We start from the raw sequence: 19,863 nt of genomic DNA on the forward strand, positions 1-19,863 counted from the left end.
GGCTCAGTCCCGGAGATAGGCGAGGTCGGGTACGTGCTTCTGGTAGCCGTCGAGCAGCCGCTGGGCGACGGCCACGGAGTCGACCAGGGGGTGCAGGGCGAAGGCCCGCAGCGCGGCCGCCCGCTCGCCGGTGGTCGCGGCGTGGATGACCGCCCGCTCGACGGCCTTGACCGAGATGACCAGGCCGACGGCGTGGTCGGGCAGCGGGTCGCCGGTGATCGGACGGGCGCCGTTGGCGTCCACGTGGCAGGGGACCTCGACGATCGCGTCGCCGTCGAGGGGCGGCAGGGCGCCCCTGCCGCGTACGTTGAGGATCAGGGTCGTACGTTCGTCCAGGGCGATGGCGCGCATGAGGGCCAGGGCGACCAGTTCGTAGCCGCCGGACTCCAGGTCGCAGGAGTCACGCTCGCCCCCGCCGGCGGCTTCGCGGACATCGGCGCCGTAGGTGGCCTCGCGCTCCAGGCGGGTGGCGTCCCAGGCCTCGAAGGGGGCGGTGCCGGGGGCGCGCATCTGCTCGTAGAAGCGCTGCTGCTGGTCGAGCAGGAAGGCCCCGCGGGTGTGCTCGGCGGCACGGGCGGCGGCGACCGACTCGCGGTTGAAGTAGTAGTGGTGGAGGTATTCGTTGGGCACCGCGCCGAGGGTGCGCAGCCAGTCCGCCCCGAAGATCTTGCCTTCCTCGAAGGAGGTCAGGGCGTCGTCGTCGGCGAGCAGACGCGGCAGCAGGTCGACGCCGTCGACCCGGATGGCCCGCAGCCAGCCCAGGTGGTTGAGGCCCGCGTAGTCGAACCAGGCGCGCTCGGGGTCGATGCCGAGGGCGCGCGCGACGCGCTTGCCGAGGCCGACGGGTGAGTCGCAGATGCCGATGACGCGGTCGCCGAGGTGGCGGGACATCGCCTCGGTGACCATGCCGGCGGGGTTGGTGAAGTTGATGACCCAGGCGTCGGGGGCGAGCCGGGCGATGCGGCGGGCGATGTCGACGGCGACGGGGATCGTACGGAGTCCGTACGAGATGCCGCCGGCGCCGACCGTCTCCTGGCCGAGTACGCCCTCGTCCAGGGCGACGCGCTCGTCGATGACGCGTCCGGCGAGGCCGCCGACCCGGATCGCGGAGAAGACGAAGTCCGCGCCCCTGACCGCTTCGTCGAGGTCCGTGGTGACGGTGACCTCGGGCGGGTCGGGGACTCCGGCCGCCTGTTCGCGCAGCACCTTGACGATGGCGTCGAGCCGCCCGGCGTCGAGGTCGTGCAGGGTGACATGGGTGACTCCGCCGCCGGCCCGGTCCTCCAGGAGGGCGCGGTAGACGAGGGGGACCCGGAAGCCTCCGCCGCCGAGAATCGTGAGTTTCATGCGGATTCACCTCGCGTTGCCGCACCGGGTCGGCGGGCCGGCCCCGGCTCTTCGTGGGGGTTCGGGGACTCGCTCCCCGGTGGGCTGGAGCGTACTTCGACCACCTCCACGCCGGCCTCGCTGAGCGAGGCGCGGGTCTTTCCGTCGGCGGGGGCGTTGGTCACGACCAGGTCGAGATCCTCGGGGCCGCAGACCCGGGCCATGCCGGTGCCGGGGAACTTCGCGGCGTCGGCGACGAGCACCACCTTGTCGCTGGCGGCGATCATGGCGCGTTTCACCGGGACTTCCACCGCTGTGGTGTCGAGTACCTGGCCGTCGGGCCGTACGCCGCTGGTGCCGAGGAACAGCACGTCGGCGCGGACCTGGCGCAGGTTGTCCTCGGTGAGGAAGCCGACCAGGGAGCGGTAGTCGCGGCGGACGACGCCGCCGAGCAGGACGAGCTGTATCTCCTTGTCGTCCTGCAGCTCCTCGTAGACGGCGAGGTTGCTGGTGATCACCGTCAGCGACCGGCCGCGCAGCTGCCTGGCGACCCGGTGCGCGGTGGTGCCGATGTCGAGTAGCACGGTCTCGCCGTCCCGGACCTGCGCCGCGCACCAGGCGGCGAGCGCGTCCTTGGCCTCCACCCGTACGCCCGCCACGTCCGTGAACGGGTCGTCCTCGCCGATGACCGGCACCGCGCCGCCGTAGACCCGCTTGAGCAGGCCCTCGTCCTCCAACTGCAGGAGGTCGCGGCGGATCGTCGCCTGGCTGGTGCCCAACTGCTCGGCCAGCACGGTGACGGCGGTGGGTCCGTCCGAGCGGAGTGCCCGGAGGATCAGCTCATGTCGTCGGTCGGGAAGCATGGCGCTGACCCTACCCCTCAAAGTCGAGCATAGTCACGCACTTTTCTGAGCGACTCTTGTCAAATCTCTGCGTGGGGTGCAAGCTTCTGCGCAATTCCCCTCCGGGAGAGGAAGGCCGCATCGTGCATCCTGCACATAGCACCCCATCCGGCGGGCAGACGCCAGACGTCTTCCTGTCGGGTCTGCTCTTCTACGACATCGGATTCACCGGCCTGGAGTCCGCTCCGACACCGGGCGCGGAGATCTGGACGAAGGGCATGGGCTCCAGCCCCGGCGGCATCGCCAACTTCGCGGTGGCGCTCAGCCGCCTCGGGCTGCGCGTCTCGCTCGCCGCCGCCTTCGGTGACGATCTGACCGGCGCGTACTGCCGGCAACTGCTCGCCGACGGCGAGGGCATCGACCTCTCCCGGTCCCGCAGCTATCCCGACTGGCCGACCCCCGTCACCGTGTCCCTCGCGTACGACGGCGACCGCGCCCTGATCACGCATGGACAGCCCCCGCCGGACAGCCCCGACGAGCTGATCGGCACCCCGCCGCCCGCCCGTGCGGCCGTGGCCCACCTCGGGCCCGAGCCGCAGCAGTGGATACGTACCGCCGCCGACGCCGGCACCCTGGTCTTCGCCGACGCCGGCTGGGAACAGGCCGAGCGCCACGGCGACGCCATCCTGGCCCAGCTCCCCGACTGCCACGCCTTCCTCCCCAACGAGGCCGAGGCCATGGCCTACACCGGCGAGGACAGCCCGTATGCCGCCCTGGAGGCGCTGAGCGAGCTGGTCCCGCTGGCCGTGGTCACCCTCGGCGCCGGCGGCGCCATCGCCGTGGACCGGGCGACCGGCGAACGGGCCGGCGTACGCGGCCTCGACGTACCGGCCCTGGACAGCACCGGAGCCGGAGACGTCTTCGGCGCCGCGCTGGTCGCCGCCACCCTCGCAGGCCGGTCGCTCGCCGAGCGGCTGCGCTTCGCCAACCAAGCCGCCTCGCTGTCCGTGCAGCGGATCGGCGGAGCGGCCGCAGCGCCGTTCCTGCAGGACCTCGAACCGCTCGTACAGCCCGAACAGTAGGAGAGCTACCGTGGACCTTTCCCGCAGAACGTTCCTGCAGGCGGCCGCGCTGACCGCCGCCGCAGCCGGCATGACCGCCGCATGCGGAACCTCCGGGTCGAGTGGCGGCACCAAGAACGGCAAGAACCTCACCCTCTGGTACTGGGGCGGCGGGCTCAGCGACAAGGTCGTCAAGGACGCCGAGAAGCACTTCACGGAGGTGACGCTGAAGGCGTCGCAGATCGGCGGCGAGTTCAAGACCAAGCTGCTGACGACGATCGCCGGCGGCACCGGGATACCCGACATCACCGGCATCAAGGGCGAGGACATAGCGTCCTTCCTGCCCAACGCCAGCCGCTTCCTCGACCTCAACGACCTGGGCTTCAAGAAGATCTCCTCGCAGTATCTGGGCTGGAAGACCAAGTTGGCCCAGACCCAGGACGGCAAGCAGATCGGCTTCCCGATCGACATCGGCCCGACCGCGATGTACTACCGCGAGGACCTCTTCGCCAGGGCCGGGCTGCCCACCGATCCCGACAAGGTCGCCGCGCAGGTCAAGACCTGGGAGGACTGGTTCGCGCTCGGCACCGAGCTGCACAAGGCCCTGCCGAAGACCTTCCTGGTCAACAACCTCAGCTCGGTCTTCAGCAACGCCGTCGGCCAGGGCACCAGCCGCATGATCGACGAGAACAACAAGTTCATCGGCGACCAGGACCACATCCGCGCCTGCTGGAAGCTCGCGGTACGCCCCTACCAGCTGGGCGTGGACGCCAAGATCAACGACAGCAGCTGGAACCAGGCGATCGGCAGCGGCACCCTGGGCACCGAGATCGGCGCCGCATGGCACGCCCTGGACATCGAGGACGCGGCGCCCGACACCAAGGGCAAGTGGCGGGTGGCCCCCATGCCCGGTGGCCCGGCCAACAACGGCGGTTCGTACCTTGCGCTGCCCAAGCAGTGCCGCAACCCCGAGGAAGCCTTCAAGATCATCAGCTGGCTGCTCAGCCCCGCGAACGGCGCCCGCGGCTTCACCGACGCGTCGATCTTCCCCGCCGCCCCGGCCGCCTACAAGACGCCCGCCATGACCTCCGGCAGCGCGTTCTTCGGCGGGCAGAAGCTCATCGACGTCTTCGGCCCCGCCGCCCAGAGCATTCCCGTCGCCTACGAGGCCCCGGCCGACGCCGCCGTCTACGCCCCGTACGCCACCGAGCTGACCAACGTCGAGACCAAGGGCAAGAAGCCCGACGACGCCTGGAAGGACGCGGTCACCCAGGCCAAGCAGATCGCGCAGCGGCAGGGCGTGAGCGTGTGACGTCGTCCGCCGCCCCCGCCGCTCCCCCGGCCTCCCCGACGTCCCGGCCCGCCACCGGCAGGTTCCGGCACCGGCGCACCGTCCCGGCGGCGCCGAGGGGCCGGGGGCGGCGGGCGCTCTCCTTCTGGCCGCAGTACGTGGCGATCTCGCCGTTCTACATCGTGTTCACGGTGTTCATGCTGTGGCCGGTGATCTACTCGCTCTTCCTGGCGTTCCACCGCTGGGACGGCATGGGGGAAATGCAGTTCGTCGGACTCCAGCAGTTCCGCTTCCTGCTCAAGGACCCGGTCTTCTGGCTGTCAGTCCGCAACACCCTGGCCATCTGGGTGCTTTCCACCGTCCCCACGCTCTTCGGGGCACTGGTCCTCGCCACCCTGCTGAACTCCGTACGGCGCTTCAAGGCCTTCTACCGGATAGCCCTGTTCCTGCCGAACGTCACCTCCATCGTGGCGGTGGCGATCTTCTTCAGCGCGGTCTTCAGCAACAACTTCGGCCTGGTCAACGCGATCCTGCACATGATGGGACTGCCCGAGGTCCCGTGGCTGAGCAACCCCTGGACCATCAAGGTCGTGATCGCGCTGCTGATGACGTGGCAGTGGACCGGCTACAACATGATCATCTATCTGGCCGGTCTCCAGTCGATTCCCACCGAGGTCTACGAGGCCGCGAAGATCGACGGCGCCGGCCCGGTGCGCACCTTCTTCCGGATCACCGTGCCGATCCTGCGCCCGATCATCCTGTTCACCGTCATCATCTCGACCATCAACGGTCTCCAGAGCTTCAGCGAGCCCCAGGTCCTCTTCGGCAGCAACGCCGCCAACGCCAGCCTCGGCGGCCCCGGCCAGGCGGGCCTGACCACCTTGCTGTACTTCTACCAGTCCGCTTTCGCCAACAACGACTTCGGCTACGGCGCGGCGATCGTCTGGACGTTCTTCCTGCTCATCCTGGTGCTCGTACTCGTCAACTGGCGCCTCGTACAACGAGGGAGGAAAGCATGACCACGGCAGCGAAGAAGCGGATCCGGCGACCCCGAGGGCTCGTCACCCACCTGCTCCTGGCCACCGCCGTCCTCCTGTCGGTCTTCCCGTTCTACTGGACGATCGTCATGGCGACCAACACCACCAGGGACATCTACCACAGCCCACCGAAGATGACCTTCGGCTCCCATCTGCTGGAGAACATCCGGCACGTGCTGGCCACCGTCGACTTCTTCGGGTCGATGTTCAACACCGTCCTGGTCGCCATCGGCACCACGCTGCTGGTGCTGCTGGTCGACTCGCTGGCGGCCTTCGCCTTCGCCAAGTTCGACTTCCCGGGCCGTAAATGGCTCTTCGGCCTGCTCATCGGCTTCTTCATGCTGCCGCTCCAACTGGCGATCATCCCGCAGTACCTGATCATGGTGGACTTCGGCTGGGTCGGCTCGCTCAAGGCCCTCGTCCCGCCTGCCCTGGCCAATGCCTTCGGCATCTTCTGGCTGCGGCAGTACATCAGCGCGGGCCTGCCCGACGAACTGCTCGACGCCGCCCGCATGGACGGCTGCGGATTTCTGCGGCAGTACTGGCACGTCGCGATCCCGACGATGCGGCCCGCCCTGTCCTTCCTGGGCATCTTCGCCTTCGTCGGCGCGTGGAACGATTACATCTGGCCGCTGATCGTGCTCAACAACCCCGACAAACTCACCCTCCAGGTGGCCCTCGCCCAGCTCAACATCGGGCACGGCACCGACTACAGCATGGTGATGGCCGCCGTCCTGATGGCCTCCGCCCCGCTGGTCCTCGTCTTCGCGCTCTTCGCCCGTGGTTTCATCGCCGGCGCGACGGAGGGAGCGGTGCGCGGCTGAGCCGCCGCGCACCGCTGCTGCCTCCTAGGAGACGAAGTACGTCGGGTTCGGGATCTTGTACGTCTCGTCGGCGTAGCCGCCGTCGAGGTCCGAGTACTGGTCACCGAAGTTGCCGATGATGTCGTAGCCCAGGGACTCCACGTACGCGCGGGTGCCGGCCTTGTACTGCACCGTGGTGCAGGTCCAGGAGGTGGCGGTGGCGCAGTTGCTCAGGTAGGCCGGCGGGGCCGCCTTGTTCTTGAGGAACACGTGGTCCGTGGCGAGGTTGAGGTCGTAGCCGTCGGCGGTGAGGTTCTTCACCGCCGAGCCGCGCTGCGCCTCGGCCAGGCCGGAGAGGAGGAAGACCTCGACGCCCTTGGAGTTGGCGTAGTCGACCAGACCGGTCATGCCGGGGACCGCCGGGCGGTCCGCCTGGTCGACGTAGGCCGCCCAGGTGGTGCTGTTGTACGTGTAGTTCGTCTTCTTCTCGTAGTCGAGGCTGAGCAGCAGCGTGTCGTCGACGTCGAGGATGATCGCGGGCTTCTCGCCCTTCTTCAGGTCCTTGGCGGCGAGGCGCTTGATGTCCTTCTTCGCCTCGTCCAGGACACTGGCGGTGTCCTTGGCGTAGGCGCTGTCCGGCGAGGCCTGGTAGACGCCGTTGGCGTCCTTGGTGGTGCCGTAGTACGTGTCGATCTCGGTGACGAGCTTGCCGATGTTGTGCGGCTCGCTGCTGTGCTTCGCCTCGGTGACCTTGCCGTTGTCGCCGGCGACCGCGACACCGGTGCCGTAGAGGGCACCGCCCGCGATGGCACAGGCGGCGGCTATGGCCGTCACTCTCACTGATCTGCGCATGAATGGGTCTCCGGATCCGGCCGTTGGGGCCAAGAGGTCAGGAAATGACCCGGCACTGGCCGATTCGGGCCCCCCTCACCAGGTCACCGCCTATCTACGCGCATCACATCGCGGCCCACAACGGTCTTTGTGATTCCGTTATGTAAATTCGTGGGTGCGCCTTGGTCAGTTCATGGTGGAACCGATGGTCGTGCTTCCCGTGGTCAGGAAGGTCGTTGCCGGGAGCGAGCCGTTCGACGTGCGGGAACCGTAGGCCGTGGCGGCGTCGGTGGAGACGAAGGACGGGGTCGCGATCCCGGAGTCCCAGTTGTTGCCGGCCGAGACCGTCGAGCCGCTCAGCTTCGACTTGGCGGTGTTGGAGACCGCGAGGTTCCTGCCGAGGCGGGCGGCACCGGTGGCGAAGTAGAAGCCGGTCCCGGCGTTGGCGTAGGCGGTGTTGCGGTTGAGGTTGATCGCGCCGGTGTTGCTGTTCTCGGTGAAGCCGTTGGAGGCGTTGTTCCAGGCGGCGTTGTTGTTCACGATGTGCGCGGTGACGGTGCCGCCGCCGCCGAGCTTGAAGCCGTTGCCGTTGCCCTCGAAGGCGGTGTCGCTCCAGCGGTTCTTGCCGTTGCCGTAGGACCAGCTGTGCTCGATGGTGACCGGGGTGGCCCACTTCCACAGGTCCATGCCGTCGTCCGAGTTGTTGTAGAGGCGGGCACCGGTGACCTTGTTGCCGCTGCCGGAGCCGAACTTGATGGCCAGTCCGTCGGCGTTCTGGCCGTGGTTGGCGGCGTCGTAGTTGTTGTACGAGTCCAGGTTCTGGATGAGGTTGCCGACGGTGTTGTCGCCGCGCAGGGTGAAACCGCTGTCGCCGTTGCCGTTGGTGGTGAGGTTCTTGAAGATCCCGCCGGTGCTGGACGTCACCACGAAGCCCTGCGCCGGGGAGTTCTGGAACTGGATGCCCGACACGGTCCAGTAACTGCCGTATATACCGGCCAGCCAGGAGCCCGAGGGGAGCTTCGAGCCGTCGACCTTCACCTTCTCCGCGCCGTACGCGGTGAGGGTGATCCGGGAGCTCGCGGTGCCGCTGGCGGTGCTCTTCAGGGTGCTCGTCGGGTAGTACGTGCCCGCGCGCAGCTGGATGGTGGTGCCGGCCGAGGCGTTGGCGACCGCGCTCTCCAGGGCCGCGGTGGTGGAGACCGTGACGGTGGTGGCGGCCTGCGCGTTTCCGGCCGGAACGGTGAGGTAGACCCCCACCCCTCCGCCGACCGCCACCAGGGCGGCGGCGATCGGCAGCGTGTGGTTCTTGCGGTGGCGTCCGGCGATGCGTGTCACGGGGGTGGTTCCTTTCGGGGTTGGTGAAACACCCCTTTGTCGCCGCCGGGCCCTCTAAAGGTTGCCGGGCCGGGCTCAGCCCGCGTAGGGCTCGGGCACTTCGCCGGACCTGGCCAGGAAGCGGAAATCGCAACCGGTGTCGGCCTGCGTGATCTGCTCCTGGTAGAGCGCGCCGTAGCCGCGCCCGTAACGGGGCGGCGGGGCCTGCCACTGCGCGCGGCGGCGCTCCAGCTCCGCGTCGTCGACCTCCAGGCGCAGGGTGCGCGCCTCGACGTCGAGGGTGATGAGATCCCCGGTGCGTACGAGGGCGAGCGGGCCGCCGACGTACGACTCGGGGGCGATGTGCAGCACGCACGCGCCGTAACTCGTGCCGCTCATACGGGCGTCGGAGATCCGCACCATGTCCCGCACCCCCTTCTTCAGGAGGTGGTCCGGGATCGGCAGCATCCCGTACTCGGGCATCCCCGGGCCGCCGAGCGGGCCGGAGCCGCGCAGCACCAGGACGGTGTCCTCGGTGATGCCGAGGCCCGGGTCGTTGATGGTGGCCTGCATCGTCCGGTAGTCGTCGAAGACCACCGCCGGGCCGGTGTGTTCGAGCAGCTGCGGCTCGGCGGCGATGTGCTTGATGACGGCTCCGTCGGGGCAGAGGTTGCCGCGCAGCACGGCGACGCCGCCCTCCTCGGCCAGAGGGTTCTGCGGGGTGCGGATGACGTCGTCGTTGTGCACCAGGGCGCCGCTGATCTGCTCCCGCAGCGTTCCGTACGAGACGGTCGGCCGGTCCAGGTGCAGACGGTCCTTCAACTGCGCCAGGAATCCGGGGAGTCCGCCCGCGAAGTGGAAGTCCTCCATCAGATATCGGCCACCGGGCCGCAGATTCGCCAGCACCGGGACCGTACGGGCGATGCGGTCGAAGTCGTCCAGTGTGAGGCTGACGCCGGACCGCCCGGCCATCGCGATCAGGTGGATCACGGCATTGGTCGACCCGCCGAGCGCGAGCACGGTGGCGACCGCGTCCTCGTACGCCTCCCGGGTCAGGATCCGCGACAACCTCAGGTCCTGCCATACGAGTTCGACGATTCGCAGCCCCGACGCCGCCGCCATCCGCTCGTGCCCGGAGTCGACGGCCGGTATGGACGAGGCCCCCGGCACCGTGACGCCCAGCACCTCGGCGGCGGCGGTCAGCGTGGATGCCGTCCCCATGGTCATGCAGTGCCCGGGGGACCTGGCGAGGCCGCTCTCCAGCTCGCCGAGCTCGCAGTCGCCGATCAGCCCGGCGCGCTTGTCGTCCCAGTACTTCCACATGTCGGTACCGGAGCCGAGGACTTCGTCGCGCCAGTGCCCCGGCAGCATCGGCCCGGCCGGCACGAAGACCGTGGGCAGGTCCACGCTGGCCGCGCCCATCAGCAGCGCGGGCGTCGACTTGTCGCAGCCGCCCATCAGCACCGCGCCGTCGACCGGGTAGGACCGCAGCAGCTCCTCGGTCTCCATCGCCAGCAGGTTCCGGTACAGCATCGGCGTCGGCTTCTGATACGTCTCCGACAGCGTCGACACCGGGAACTCCAGCGGGAAGCCGCCCGCCTGCCACACCCCGCGCTTGACCGCCTGCGCCCGCTCCCGCAGATGGACGTGGCAGGGGTTGATGTCGCTCCACGTGTTGAGGACCGCGATCACCGGCTTGCCCAGGTGCTCCTCCGGCAGATAGCCGAGCTGCCGGGTGCGGGCCCGGTGGCTGAACGAGCGCAGGCCGTCGGTCCCGTACCACGCGTGGCTGCGCAGCTCTTCCGGCTTCTTCATGGACAGGCCTTCTTTCGTCCTACGACAGATCCCAGCCGGTGATCAGGGCCGCCACCCGCTCACGCTGTGCGTCCTCCAGGACCCGGCTCGGCGGCCGTACGTCGCGCCGGCACCGCCCCTGCGCCGCCAGCGCCTCCTTCACCACCGACACGTTGTTCGCCGACTGCCGCTCCGCCCGCAGGTCCTCGAACTCCCGGATCTGCTCCCATACCTTCATCGCGGCCGCGTAGTCCCCGTCCCGCAGCGCCCGCAGCATCTCCAGCGACACCCTCGGGGCCACGTTCACCAACCCCGACGTGAAGCCCGTCGCCCCGACCGCCCAGTACGAGGGCGCGTACAGCTCCGCCAGCCCCGCCACCCACGTGAACCGGTCGAGCCCCGCGTCCCGCGCCACCGCCGCGAAGCGCGCCGCGTCCGGCACCGCGTACTTCACGCCGATCACGTTCGGGCACAGCTCCCCCAGCCGGCCGATCACCTCACCGCCCAGCAGCGCATTGCGTACGTACGGCACCACGCCCAGCTCCGGCACGGCCTCCGCGATGGCCCGGTGGTAGTCCACCCAGCCGTCCGGCGAGACGTACGGGTGGATCGGCTGATGCACCATCACCGTCTGTGCCCCCGCCCCACCCGCGTGCCGCGCGGCGGCGATCGCGCTCGGCACGTCGTGCCCCACCCCCACGATCACCTGGGTGTCCGGAGCCGCCTCGGCCATCGTCAACTCGACGACCAGCCGCCGCTCGTCCGGCTCCAGCGCGTAGAACTCCCCCGTGTTGCCGTTCGGCGTGACCGTCCGCACGCCCGCGTCGAGCAGCCTGCGCAGCAGCGCCCGGTAGGCGACCCGGTCCACGCCGCCCCCGGCGTCGAACGGGGTCACCGGTATCGCCACGACCTCGGCGAGCGCTGACGACTGCTCCGCGAATGACCTGCGCACGCTCATGGGGTGCCGCTGCTCTCCTCCGGAAAGGCCCGGGCCACGAAGCTCGCGATGTGCTCGTGCAGCAGCCCCGCCGCGCCCTCCGCGTCGCCGTCCAGCGCCCGCGCCAGGATCTCCCGGTGCTCGTTCGCCTCCTGCTCCCACGACGGCATCGCCTGCCACACCACCGCCGACACCAGTGCGGCCTGGTCCCGTACGTCATCGAGCATCCGCGCCAACAACGGGTTCCCGCACGGCACATACAGCGCCCTGTGAAAGTCCCGGTTCGCCAGCGACCGATCCGCCCGGTCCCCCGCCCCGTCCGCCCGCACCAGCGCGTCCCGCGCCGCGTCCAGCGACGCCCGCTGCGTCACCGTCCGCCGGAGCGCCTCCGGCTCCAGCAGCAACCGCACGTCGTACACCTGCCGAGCCATCTCCGCGTCCACCGTCCGCACCGTCACGCCCTTGTACTGGCTCATCACCACCAGCCCCGTCCCCGCCAACGTCTTCAGCGCCTCCCGCACCGGCGTCTTCGACACCCCCAACTGCCCGGCCAACTCCGTCTCGACCAGCGCCTGCCCCGGCTTCAACCGGCCGGTGAGTATCCCGTGCTTGATCGTCTCCAGCACGTACTGCGTGCGGGACGGAATGGGGGTCGGCGCGGCGCCGGCCAGCAGGTCCATGGCAGCTCTCAGATCTCATATATGACGTACGAAGTACGACGACGAAATTAGGCCCGCCCCGGCACTGCGTCAATGCCCCGAACAACTTCCCCGGCGCGGACGTTGGGGGCACCCGGCACCCCGGGCCCATACCGCCCCCCTCCATGGCCCGGGGTGCCGGGTGGCAGGGACGCGTGGTCCGGGCCAGTGACAGGGCCTGCCGGACACAACCCCCACCAACCCGCAGCCGCCATCGGGCCGGAGGGGGTGGGGCGGGGTGGGTCCGTAGAGACGCTAAGGCGACGCAGAACGCCCAGTTCCGAGCGAGCGAGGAACAGGGCGGGCGAGGATAGCTGTCTCATAGGACCCACCCCGACACGCCCCCGACCCACCCACGAACCGAACGCGCCCCCGCCGCAGGGCGCACCGCCGCCCCCCGGTCACCGCAGAGCGAACCGCACCGCCGCCAAGTCCGCGTCCGACGCAAGCCCGGCATGGTAGAGCCGCAGCTCCGTCGCGCCGAGCGCAGCGGCCCGCGCGGCGTCGGCGGCGAGCGTGCCGGGGCTGCCGCCCATGCCGGTGACGACGGGGAAGTTGGCGGCGAGGACGGTGCCGGGGCGGCGGTGGGGGGTGCAGGCGGGGAGGCCGGCCGTGCCGGGGAGGACGAGGCCGTCGGCGTGGGCGAGGATGTGCGCCGGGTCGACGCCGACGTTGGCGCCGGTGCGGTGGAGGGCGGGGTCGGCGTGGAGGAGGACCCGGAAGCCGTCGGGCGCCTCGTCGCGCACAGCGCGGATCGCGTCCCGCTGGAACGTACGGGCCACCTCGCCCCGCCACGAAAGCGTCGCCCCGGCAAGGTCCGCGCCGAACAGCTTCTCGACGTCGGCCCATTCGTCGGGACCCGCCGTCCACTCCCCCGCCCACACCGGCGCCAGCGCGGCCCGGACGGCGGCCCGCAGGTCGTCGGGGTCGGCGCCGAGGCCGGCGTAGCCTTCGGCACAGGCGGGGCAGAAGCACAGCGACATCAGGTACTGCGCGGCAGCGCCCAGTGGGACGCCGCCCACCTTGTCGTGGGCGTGCAGGTGGGCGAGGCCGTACCAGCCGCAGGACTCCAGCTCCGTGCCGGCCGCGCCGGGGCGGACGGCGGCCTCGGCGGCCAGCGCGGTGGCGTAGGCGCGGAACTCGGGCTGGGCGATGCAGGGGGCCCAGGGGTAGCGGTCGCCGTAGGCGTTGACCACGGACGTACGCGGAAAGTCGTCGCCCAGGCGGGAGTTGTGGGCCAGGACCACCCATGAGTGGACGGACAGCCCGGCGTCGGCCAGCGCCTCGGCGGCCGAGCCGTACGCGTCGGGGGACGGCACCCAGTCCTGCGCGTAGGGCCGCAGGGCGCGGCCGGCCCAGCGCCGCTCGGAGGGCGGGTAGAGGACGGCCGCGTGCCGGGCGGTGACGATCCGGTGCCGGGGATGGCGGGGGGTGAGGGCGCGGGTGGAGTGGTAGGCGGAGGCCAGCGTGACCTGGCCGATGCCGAGGTCGGCGAGGCGCTGGGGCGCGTCGGGGTCGCCGATGACGTCCCAGGGATAGACGAAGGCGGATGCCTTGAGGTCAGTGGTCACCGAGCAACGCCCGTCCGCGCTCGATCAGTTCGGCCAGCTCCTTGACGTGCGCGGGGAGCGGTTCGGACAGCGGCGGCCGCACTTCGCCGACGTCGAGGCCGCGCAGCCGTACGCCGGCCTTGACCAGCGAGACGGCGTAGCTGCGCCCCTGGTGCCGGAGTTCGACGAGCGGCCGGTAGAAGCCGTCGATCAGCCGGTTGACCGTGTCGTCGTCCCCGGCGTCGAGCGCGGCGTGGAAGGCGAGGGCGATCTCGGGGGCGAAGCAGAAGACGGCGGAGGAGTAGAGCCGGACGCCGATGCCCCGGTAGGCGAGCCCGGTGAGTTCGGCGGTGGGCAGTCCGTTGAAGAACAGGAAGTCCTGGCCGGGCAGTCCGGAACGCACCGCGCTGACGATGCGCTGCATCAGGTCGAGGTCGCCGACGCCGTCCTTGAGGCCGATGATGTTGGGGATCTTCGCCAGCTCGATCACGGTCTCCGGGGTGAAGACGGCGTTGTCGCGCTGGTAGACGATGAGCTCGAGACCGGTCCCGGCGGCGAGTGCCGCGTAGTGCCGCAGCAGTCCCGCCTGGTCGGGCACGACGAGGTAGGGCGGCATCGCGAGCAGCCCGTCGGCACCCGCCTCCTCGGCGATCCGCGCGTACCGCAGGGCCAGCGCGGTCCCGTATCCCGCTCCGGCGACGACGGGCACCCGTCCGGCCGCCTCGGCGACCGCGGCCTCGACGCACAGGCCGAACTCCTCGGGGGTCAGGGCGTGGAACTCGCCCGTGCCGCAGCATGCGAAGACCGCCGCCGCACCCGCGTCGATCCCGTCGCGTACGTGGGCACGGAAGGTGTCCAGGTCCAGGGAGCCGTCCGGACGGAAGGCCGTCACGGGGAAGAAGAGCAAGCCGTCCAGGCGCTGGGCCAGTGCAGCGACAGAGGTCATTACGGTGCACCCATCTGATTATTGTCCATATCCGTGAACATGGTTACGCTAAGGGAGCGCCCCAGCAGGGTCAAGCACAGCACCACCCCTCGCCCATCGCCCTCGGCTCAAGGAGAACGCGTCATGCCCGCTCCCCGCACCATCCTGCTCACCGGCGCCGCCGGCGGCGTGGGCACTCTGATGCGCGAGCTGCTCCCCAAGTACGGCTACGAGCTGCGACTCCTCGACCTCGTCCCGGTCGAAGGCGCCCCCGACGCGATCACCGCCGACCTCGGCGACCCGGCCGACGCCGACGTCCTGCGCGAGGCCGTCCGGGGCGTGGACGCGATCGTGCATCTCGCGGGCATCTCCCTGGAATCGACCTTCGAGAAGATCCTGCACGCCAACATCCGGGGCACGTACAACCTCTACGAGGCCGCGCGCGAGGAGGGCATCGACCGCGTCGTCTTCGCCTCCAGCAACCACGCCATCGGCTTCACCCCCCGCCCCCTGGGTGACGACCCGCTGGTCCCGGTCGGCACCCCGCACCGCCCCGACACCTTCTACGGCCTCTCCAAGTCCTTCGGCGAGGACCTCGCCCAGTTCTACTGGGACAAGCACGGCCTGGAGACCGTCTCGCTGCGCATCGGCTCCTGCTTCCCCGAGCCCACCTCCGTGCGCATGCTCTCCTTCTGGCTGAGCCCCGCCGACGGCGCCCGCCTCATCCACGCCGCCCTCACCGCGGACGACGTCAGGCACACCGTCGTCTACGGCAGTTCGGCCAACACCCGCGTGTGGTGGGACCTGGCCCCGGCCCGGGCCCTCGGATACGAGCCGCAGGACGACTCCGAGCCGTACGCCGCCGAACTCGTCGCGAAGCACGGCGAACTCGACCCGGACGACCCCGAAACCGCCCGCATGGGCGGCCACTTCACGACACGCCCGCCGATCTGGCCGCACTGACGGGATAAGTTGTCGATCCATGGTTTCCGTGGACCGACGCCGCACGCTCAAGCTCGCGCTCGACGTGCTCCTCATGCTGACCGGAGCCCTGCTCGGCATCGCCACGAACTACGCCACGGGCGAGACCGACCACGTGCCGCTCGCCCTGCGGCTGCTGCGCGACTGGTCGGTCCCGCTGGTGGGCGTCGCGCTGGTCGCGCTGGTCGTCGGCCAGGTCTGGCTGTCCTACCTGGACCGCCCGCTGCCCCCGCGCCGCGTCTGGGATTCCGACCAGCCGCCCTATCCCGGCCTCGAAGCCTTCACCGAGCAGGACGCCGCCGTGTTCTTCGGCCGCGACCGGGAGATCACCGAACTCGTCGACCGGCTCCACCCGGCCGTCCCCGCCCGCGCCCACCGCTTCGTCACCGTCCTCGGCCCCTCCGGCAGCGGAAAGTCCTCCCTCGTACGGGCCGGCCTGCTGCCCGCCCTCGCCCGGCGGCGCGGCCGGTGGGCGACCGGCCCGGTTCTCCAGCCGGGCACGGACCCGGGCGCCGGGCTCGTACGCTCCCTGGGCCAACTCCCCGCCGGCGTACGGCCGGCACTGCTGGTCGTCGACCAGCTGGAGGAACTCCTCACCCTGTCGGGCCCGGAGGAGCGAGCCGCCTTTCTCACCTGCGTACGCGACGCGCTCGGCGCCGACCCCCGGCTGTGGATCGTGGCCACCCTGCGCTCCGACTTCCTGACCGACCTCCTCGACTCCGGCTTCGCCGACCTCGTCCGCCAGCCCTCCGTCATCGGCGTCCTGGGCCGCGACCAGCTCCACGAGGTCATCCGACAGCCCGCCGAGCAGGCCGGCCTGGCCTTCGCCCCCGGCGTCGTCGCCCGCATGGTCGACGACTGCGGCGGCGGCGACGCGCTCCCGCTGCTCGCCTATACGCTGCAGGAGCTCTACCTCCGCGTCGGCGGCTCCGGCGGCACGGTCACCGACGAGGCCTACCGGGCCCTGGGCGGCGTCGCCGGCGCCCTCTCCGACCGGGCGGACCGGATCAGCGCCGAGCTCACCGACGCGCCGGTCATCCCCACCCTGCTCAAGTTCGTCACCGTCGACCGCAACGAGCCGACCCGCCGCCGGGTCCCCCGTGCCGACCTGTCGGCCGCCGAGCAGGAAGTCGCCGACGCCTTCGTCGCCGGTCGTCTCCTCACCGGCGACGGCGGCGTGCTCGACGTGGCCCACGAGGCCCTGTTCCGGCAGTGGCCGCCGCTGCGGCGGGCGGTCGAGGCGCGAGCCGAGGAGCTGCGCCGGCGGACCGAACTGGAGCGCTGGGCGCAGGACTGGGAGCACGCCGACCGCGCGGACTCGTATCTGCTGAGCGGTGAGCGGCTGGCGGTGGCCCGGGAGTGGCTGGCGGAGGACGGGAGTGTGCCGCTGGTCGCGGAGTTCGTGGAGCGGTCGATGCGGCTGGACCGCGTGGCACTGGCCCGTACGGCCGACGCGGTGGCCGTACGGGTACTCGAAAGCGCCGGACGCGAGCCGGAGTTGGCGATGCTCGCCGCGCTCACGGCGATCGAGGAGTGCGGCGCGACGCGGGGCGCGGTGCAGGCACTGCACACGGCGCTGGGCGCATCGCGACTGCGCAGGGTGTTGCGGGGCTTCCAGCGGCGGGTCCTGGCGGTCGCCTGGTCACCCGACGGCGACTCACTGGCCGCGGCGTCGGACGACGGGACGGTACGCATCTGGGGCCCCGGGCTCGACGCCGATCCCGTCTCTGTCACCGGAGGCGGCGAGTGGATGCTCTGCCTGGCGTGGTCACCGGACGGTCGGCGGCTCGCCTGCGGCTCCCGCGACGACACCCTGCGCGTCTGGGACACCGGCACCTGGGCGGAAGTGGCCGTCCTCCACCACATGGTGCCGGCCGGCGACCGTGCGGAGGGCATCGGTGGCGTCGCCTGGTCGCCCGACGGCAGCCGCATCGCGTCCGTCGGCGGCGACTGCGCCCTGCGGCTCTGGGACGCCGGCACCTACACCGAAGTCGCCGTACTGCGAGGCCACGAGCGCATGGCGTGGAGCGTGACGTGGTCGCCCGACGGCAAGAAGGTGGCCAGCGCGGGCCAGGACCGTACGGTCCGGGTCTGGGACCCGGCGACCGGAGCGACACTCAGCGTGCTCACCGGCCATCAGGGCACGGTCGAGTCCGTCCGCTGGTCGCCCGACGGGCGCCGACTTGCCTCGGCCTCCGACGACCGCATGGTTCGGATCTGGGACACCGGCACCTGGACGGTGGCGCAGGCGCTGCAGAGCATGGACGTACTCAACTGCCTGGCCTGGTCGCCGGACGGCAAACGACTCGCCGCCGGCGACGAAGTCCGTACGGCCCGGATCTGGGACATCGACGGCGCGGGCGGCCAGATCTGGCTGACCGGGCACACCGACCTGCTGTACAGCATCGCCTGGTCGCCCAACGGGAGGTCGCTGGCCACCGGCTCCCGCGACCGGACCGTGGCCATCTGGGACATCACCGAACGGGCGGACGTCCTGTACGGCCACGACGACTCGGTCTGGCACGCCGCCTGGTCGCCCGACGGCACCCGCATCGCCTCCGCCTCCCAGGACGGCACCGTACGGATCTGGGACGCCGCCACCGGACGCGCCGTCCGCGTGCTGGGCTGCGACGGCGAAGTGGCCGACGTGGCCTGGGCACCGGACGGCACCCGGGTGGTCGCCGCACTCCGGGACGGCGCAGCCGTCATATGGCACACCGACGGGGAAGGCGAGGGCATGATGCTGACCGGCCACACCGACGAACTGTCCAACGTCTCCTGGTCCCCCGACGGCACCCGCATCGCCACCGTCTCCCGCGACAGCACGGCCCGTGTCTGGGACGCCGTCACCGGTGCCGTCCTGCACATCCTGCACGGCCACGGGGACTGGATCGGCGGCGCGGCCTGGTCCCCCGACAGCCATCACCTGGCCACATCCGGCACCGACCGGACGGTCATGGTCTGGGACACCACGGACGGCACGGTGGCCGCCACTCTCCACGGCCACGAGGACTACGCCTGGAAGGTCCACTGGTCCCCCGACGGCCGCCGCCTCGTCACCGGCTCCCGCGACTTCACGATCCGCCTCTGGGACCCCTGCGAAGGCACCCAGCTCGCCGTCCTCACCGGCCACGAGGACCGGGTCCAGGGCGTGGCCTGGTCCCCCGACGGCACCCGCATCGCCTCCGTCTCCCGGGACCGCACCGTGCGCCTGTGGGACCCCGACGCCGCCACCCAGATAGCCGTGCTGGGCGTCCACGACGACTGGGTGAACGGCCTGTCCTGGCACCCGGACGGCACGCGCCTGGCCACCGCCTGCCGCGACCGGACCGTACGCATCTGGGAGCCCGCGGGTCCGGACCTGGACGCGCTGCTGCGCCGGGCCCGCTCCCGGGTCTTCCGTGAGCTGACCCCCGACGAACGGCGCGCGTACCTGCTGCCGGAACAGCCTCAGTCGTAAGTGCTGATCTCGATCAGATTCCCGTCCGGGTCGCGCAGATACACGCTCTGGATGGGCCCCAGCGCGCCGGTGCGCTTCACCGGGCCCTCCTCGACCCGGATGCCCTTGCTGATGAGCTCGGCGAGCACCTGTTCCAGGGGCGTACGGACGATGAAGCACAGGTCGGCGCTGCCGCGGGTGGGACGGCGGGCCTTGGGGTCGAGCTCATGGCCGACCTGGTGGAGGTTGATCTTGCTGTCGCCGAAGGCGAGGGCGCGGCGGCCGTCGCCGAAGGTCACCGGCTCCATACCGAGGACGCGGGAGTAGAACCCGATCGTGGCCTGGATGTCGGCGACGGTCAGGACGAGGTGGTCGAGCCGGTCGATCCGCATGCCGTCAGACACTCCTTCCAGGCGGAATCGCTGAACAGGGGCCGGAACCGGGTCAGGAGCCGCAGCAGACCCGCGCCCCACCGGTCGGCGACGTCGGGGTTGGTGAGGACGAGGTCGAGCTCGTTCGCCGCCGTCAGCTCGGCGAAGTCACGCCGGAGGGAGGGGGACGGCACAAACGTACGGCCGGTGAAGCGGTCGTGGAAGACCGCGTCGTCGTCCGCCAGACGGGCGTAGGTCGTTTCGCGGTCGCAGCTCGCGTAGTCGTACACCAGCTGCTCGGCCCCGGCGCCGATGACGGCGGTCAGCTCGGCGCGGCGGCCGAGCGGCAGCAGGGAGGTCGGGAAGCCGTCGGTGCCGTACGTGGCGTGGCAGAGGCCGGCCAGCCGCAGCTCGGGGCGGGCACCCCAGGCGGCGAGCAGGCCGCGTACGCGGAGCAGGTGGTCCAGCAGCGTGCCGCCGGGGTGGGCGATCTCCCCGGCGCCGAGCGTTCGCATGAAGCCGGCGGCTTCCTCCTCCACGGCGGCACATCCCTCCGTCAGCGGGCGGGGTCGGTCGGCACCCGTCCGGTGTTCGCGAGTCAGCGGACGGGTTGCCGCCGCGGCCGGGGCCCAGGCCCTGGGTAGATCATGCGCGGCGGCCGAC

General features: G+C 70.9%; 17 protein-coding genes. 6 read left to right on the plus strand and 11 right to left on the minus strand.

Annotated features, from left to right (window positions below):
- Positions 1 to 3: 3 nt before the first annotated feature.
- Positions 4 to 1,347, minus strand: a complete 1,344-nt coding sequence (locus tag ACFXJ5_RS22965) for a 6-phospho-beta-glucosidase (RefSeq protein ID WP_384634003.1) — start codon at positions 1,345 to 1,347, stop codon at positions 4 to 6.
- A complete protein-coding gene (locus ACFXJ5_RS22970) occupies positions 1,344 to 2,189 on the minus strand; it encodes a DeoR/GlpR family DNA-binding transcription regulator (protein WP_384634006.1) in 846 nt (281 codons plus the stop codon). Before ACFXJ5_RS22970 ends, ACFXJ5_RS22965 begins: the two co-directional genes overlap by 4 nt.
- Positions 2,190 to 2,311: 122 nt before the next feature.
- On the opposite strand from ACFXJ5_RS22970, the gene ACFXJ5_RS22975 reads away from it, so the two are divergent.
- The 4 genes from ACFXJ5_RS22975 (at position 2,312) to ACFXJ5_RS22990 (ending at position 6,381) form a co-directional block, all read left to right on the plus strand.
- Positions 2,312 to 3,250, plus strand: a complete 939-nt coding sequence (locus tag ACFXJ5_RS22975; protein ID WP_384634009.1) for a carbohydrate kinase family protein — start codon at positions 2,312 to 2,314, stop codon at positions 3,248 to 3,250.
- 10 nt (positions 3,251 to 3,260) lie between these two features.
- Positions 3,261 to 4,541, plus strand: a complete 1,281-nt coding sequence (locus ACFXJ5_RS22980) for an ABC transporter substrate-binding protein (protein ID WP_384634012.1) — start codon at positions 3,261 to 3,263, stop codon at positions 4,539 to 4,541.
- A gap of 137 nt (positions 4,542 to 4,678) precedes the next feature.
- The gene (locus tag ACFXJ5_RS22985; RefSeq protein ID WP_384634122.1) at positions 4,679 to 5,539 is read left to right on the plus strand and encodes a carbohydrate ABC transporter permease; all 861 of its coding nucleotides are present in this window, start codon (positions 4,679 to 4,681) and stop codon (positions 5,537 to 5,539) included.
- Positions 5,536 to 6,381, plus strand: a complete 846-nt coding sequence (locus tag ACFXJ5_RS22990; RefSeq protein WP_384634014.1) for a carbohydrate ABC transporter permease — start codon at positions 5,536 to 5,538, stop codon at positions 6,379 to 6,381. The genes ACFXJ5_RS22985 and ACFXJ5_RS22990 overlap by 4 nt, the downstream gene beginning before the upstream one ends.
- A 24-nt stretch (positions 6,382 to 6,405) precedes the next feature.
- Here ACFXJ5_RS22990 and ACFXJ5_RS22995 read toward each other — a convergent pair whose 3' ends face one another.
- From ACFXJ5_RS22995 to ACFXJ5_RS23025, 7 genes are all read right to left on the minus strand, one after another.
- Entirely contained in the window at positions 6,406 to 7,212 is an 807-nt protein-coding gene (locus ACFXJ5_RS22995) for an HAD family acid phosphatase (RefSeq protein WP_384634017.1), read from the minus strand.
- A gap of 165 nt (positions 7,213 to 7,377) precedes the next feature.
- Positions 7,378 to 8,526, minus strand: coding sequence for a right-handed parallel beta-helix repeat-containing protein (locus tag ACFXJ5_RS23000; protein WP_384634020.1), 1,149 nt, complete (start codon positions 8,524 to 8,526; stop codon positions 7,378 to 7,380).
- A gap of 75 nt (positions 8,527 to 8,601) precedes the next feature.
- Positions 8,602 to 10,320 carry an L-arabinonate dehydratase gene (gene araD / locus ACFXJ5_RS23005; RefSeq protein ID WP_384634023.1) on the minus strand — a complete coding sequence of 573 codons (1,719 nt, stop codon included), beginning with the start codon at positions 10,318 to 10,320 and terminating at the stop codon, positions 8,602 to 8,604.
- Positions 10,321 to 10,339: 19 nt separating this feature from the next.
- Positions 10,340 to 11,257 carry a dihydrodipicolinate synthase family protein gene (locus tag ACFXJ5_RS23010; RefSeq protein ID WP_384634027.1) on the minus strand — a complete coding sequence of 306 codons (918 nt, stop codon included), beginning with the start codon at positions 11,255 to 11,257 and terminating at the stop codon, positions 10,340 to 10,342.
- Positions 11,254 to 11,916, minus strand: coding sequence for a GntR family transcriptional regulator (locus tag ACFXJ5_RS23015; protein ID WP_384634030.1), 663 nt, complete (start codon positions 11,914 to 11,916; stop codon positions 11,254 to 11,256). The genes ACFXJ5_RS23010 and ACFXJ5_RS23015 overlap by 4 nt, the downstream gene beginning before the upstream one ends.
- Positions 11,917 to 12,335: 419 nt before the next feature.
- The gene (locus ACFXJ5_RS23020) at positions 12,336 to 13,505 is read right to left on the minus strand and encodes a hypothetical protein (protein WP_384634033.1); all 1,170 of its coding nucleotides are present in this window, start codon (positions 13,503 to 13,505) and stop codon (positions 12,336 to 12,338) included.
- Positions 13,495 to 14,430, minus strand: a complete 936-nt coding sequence (locus ACFXJ5_RS23025) for a 5-dehydro-4-deoxyglucarate dehydratase (RefSeq protein ID WP_384634035.1) — start codon at positions 14,428 to 14,430, stop codon at positions 13,495 to 13,497. The genes ACFXJ5_RS23020 and ACFXJ5_RS23025 overlap by 11 nt, the downstream gene beginning before the upstream one ends.
- Positions 14,431 to 14,553: 123 nt before the next feature.
- On the opposite strand from ACFXJ5_RS23025, the gene ACFXJ5_RS23030 reads away from it, so the two are divergent.
- Positions 14,554 to 15,372, plus strand: coding sequence for an NAD-dependent epimerase/dehydratase family protein (locus ACFXJ5_RS23030; protein WP_384634038.1), 819 nt, complete (start codon positions 14,554 to 14,556; stop codon positions 15,370 to 15,372).
- A gap of 19 nt (positions 15,373 to 15,391) precedes the next feature.
- A complete protein-coding gene (locus ACFXJ5_RS23035; protein ID WP_384634041.1) occupies positions 15,392 to 18,850 on the plus strand; it encodes an NACHT and WD repeat domain-containing protein in 3,459 nt (1,152 codons plus the stop codon).
- Here the strand turns inward: ACFXJ5_RS23035 and ACFXJ5_RS23040 are convergent.
- Both ACFXJ5_RS23040 and ACFXJ5_RS23045 read right to left on the minus strand, forming a co-directional pair.
- Positions 18,841 to 19,221 (minus strand): VOC family protein, encoded by a 381-nt coding sequence (locus ACFXJ5_RS23040; protein WP_384634043.1) that lies wholly within the window; start codon positions 19,219 to 19,221, stop codon positions 18,841 to 18,843. The genes ACFXJ5_RS23035 and ACFXJ5_RS23040 overlap by 10 nt on opposite strands.
- Positions 19,188 to 19,715 carry a DUF6817 domain-containing protein gene (locus ACFXJ5_RS23045; protein ID WP_384634125.1) on the minus strand — a complete coding sequence of 176 codons (528 nt, stop codon included), beginning with the start codon at positions 19,713 to 19,715 and terminating at the stop codon, positions 19,188 to 19,190. The genes ACFXJ5_RS23040 and ACFXJ5_RS23045 overlap by 34 nt, the downstream gene beginning before the upstream one ends.
- Positions 19,716 to 19,863: the final 148 nt, after the last annotated feature.

The organism is Streptomyces sp. NPDC059373 (assembly GCF_042751495.1).
Taxonomy (GTDB): Bacteria; Actinomycetota; Actinomycetes; order Streptomycetales; family Streptomycetaceae; genus Actinacidiphila.